Annotated in this window: 1 protein-coding gene; it reads right to left on the reverse strand. The window is 55.6% G+C overall.

Annotated features, from left to right (window positions below; genetic code table 11):
• Positions 1 to 42: 42 nt before the first annotated feature.
• Positions 43 to 1,179 (reverse strand): AMP-binding protein (locus Q0340_RS10355; protein WP_298083238.1); only part of this gene is annotated, 1,137 nt, incomplete at its 5' end.

The raw sequence follows: 1,179 nt of genomic DNA on the forward strand, positions 1-1,179 counted from the left end.
TTGATGATGCGTTCCTGCGTCGCGCGATCCGTTTCCATCTTGTCAATGATCGCCTTCTTTGCCGCCTGCGCGAAATACCTGCTCGCCGCGATCGCTAAGCTTGATAAGAGCTACGGCGCGGTCGCGCTGCGGGTGCAGATCGATCCTGCATTCGCCGATAAATTCGTGCGAGCGGAGTTTGGCTTCGAGCAGATCGAGGCTCACGCGGTTTTCGTTGATCTTGACGGTGCGGTCGCCGCGCCCCAAAAGCGTGATCTGGTCTGCGCACACATAGCCGAAATCGCGGCTTTCAAAGCGCTCGCACCAAGGCGAGCTGATCGTAAACTCGCCCGCTTGCGAAAATTGGTCGGCGGGCTGCTTTATCGTAAATTTATCGCAAAGCCCATCTGATTGCGCAAATTTATCGTCGTATTTCGTCGCGGCGATCGGTGCGGGACTGTTTTTCTGGCTGGCTGCGGTTTTATCGCTAGCGTCTGCATTAAATTTAGACGCCTGCTCGCTCGAGCAGTTTATATCTTGCCCGTCCACGCGGCTCGTTTTAGGCTTTGCCGCAGAATTTTCGCCGCAAGAGCTTGCCGCAGGATCAAAGAGCTCGCCCTCTCGTTTTGTCGCACCGCAGCTATCGATATCCGTGCGGATCTGCACGCTTACGGGAGCGAATTTTTTAAGCCCCGCGCCCTCGTTGCAGGCGATCACGCCCGTTTCGCTCGAGCCGTAAATATCGACGATGCGGGCATTACTAAGCGCTGCCAACCTATCTCGGATCGCAGGACTTAGCGGCGCACCCGCGCTAAAAATGGTGCCCAAAGGCGCTATGTTTGCGGCATCTGCATGCTCGCACAGCGCGCCTAACACCGTGGGCGAGCTGATCAGCACCGCGCCCGCAAGATCGGCTGCGAGGATGATTTCAGGGCAGTTTAGCCCGCCTTTTTGCGTGCGCGAGCCGCAAAGCAGCGGCACGAAGATGCTAAAGGTAAGCCCGAACATATTTTGGTGCGAGACGCCCGATAAAAATCGATCGCTTGCGCAAAGGCCGAATCTTTCTACCAAAAATTCCGCCTCCAAAACCATATCGCGCAGGCTTTTTTCGATGTTTTTCGCCTCGCCCGTCGAGCCCGAAGTTTTGATATAAAATTTTTGATCCGCGCGCAGCAGATACAAAGAGACAGCCTCTTGCTC

It is taken from the genome of uncultured Campylobacter sp., assembly GCF_938045595.1.
Classification (GTDB): Bacteria; Campylobacterota; Campylobacteria; order Campylobacterales; family Campylobacteraceae; genus Campylobacter_B.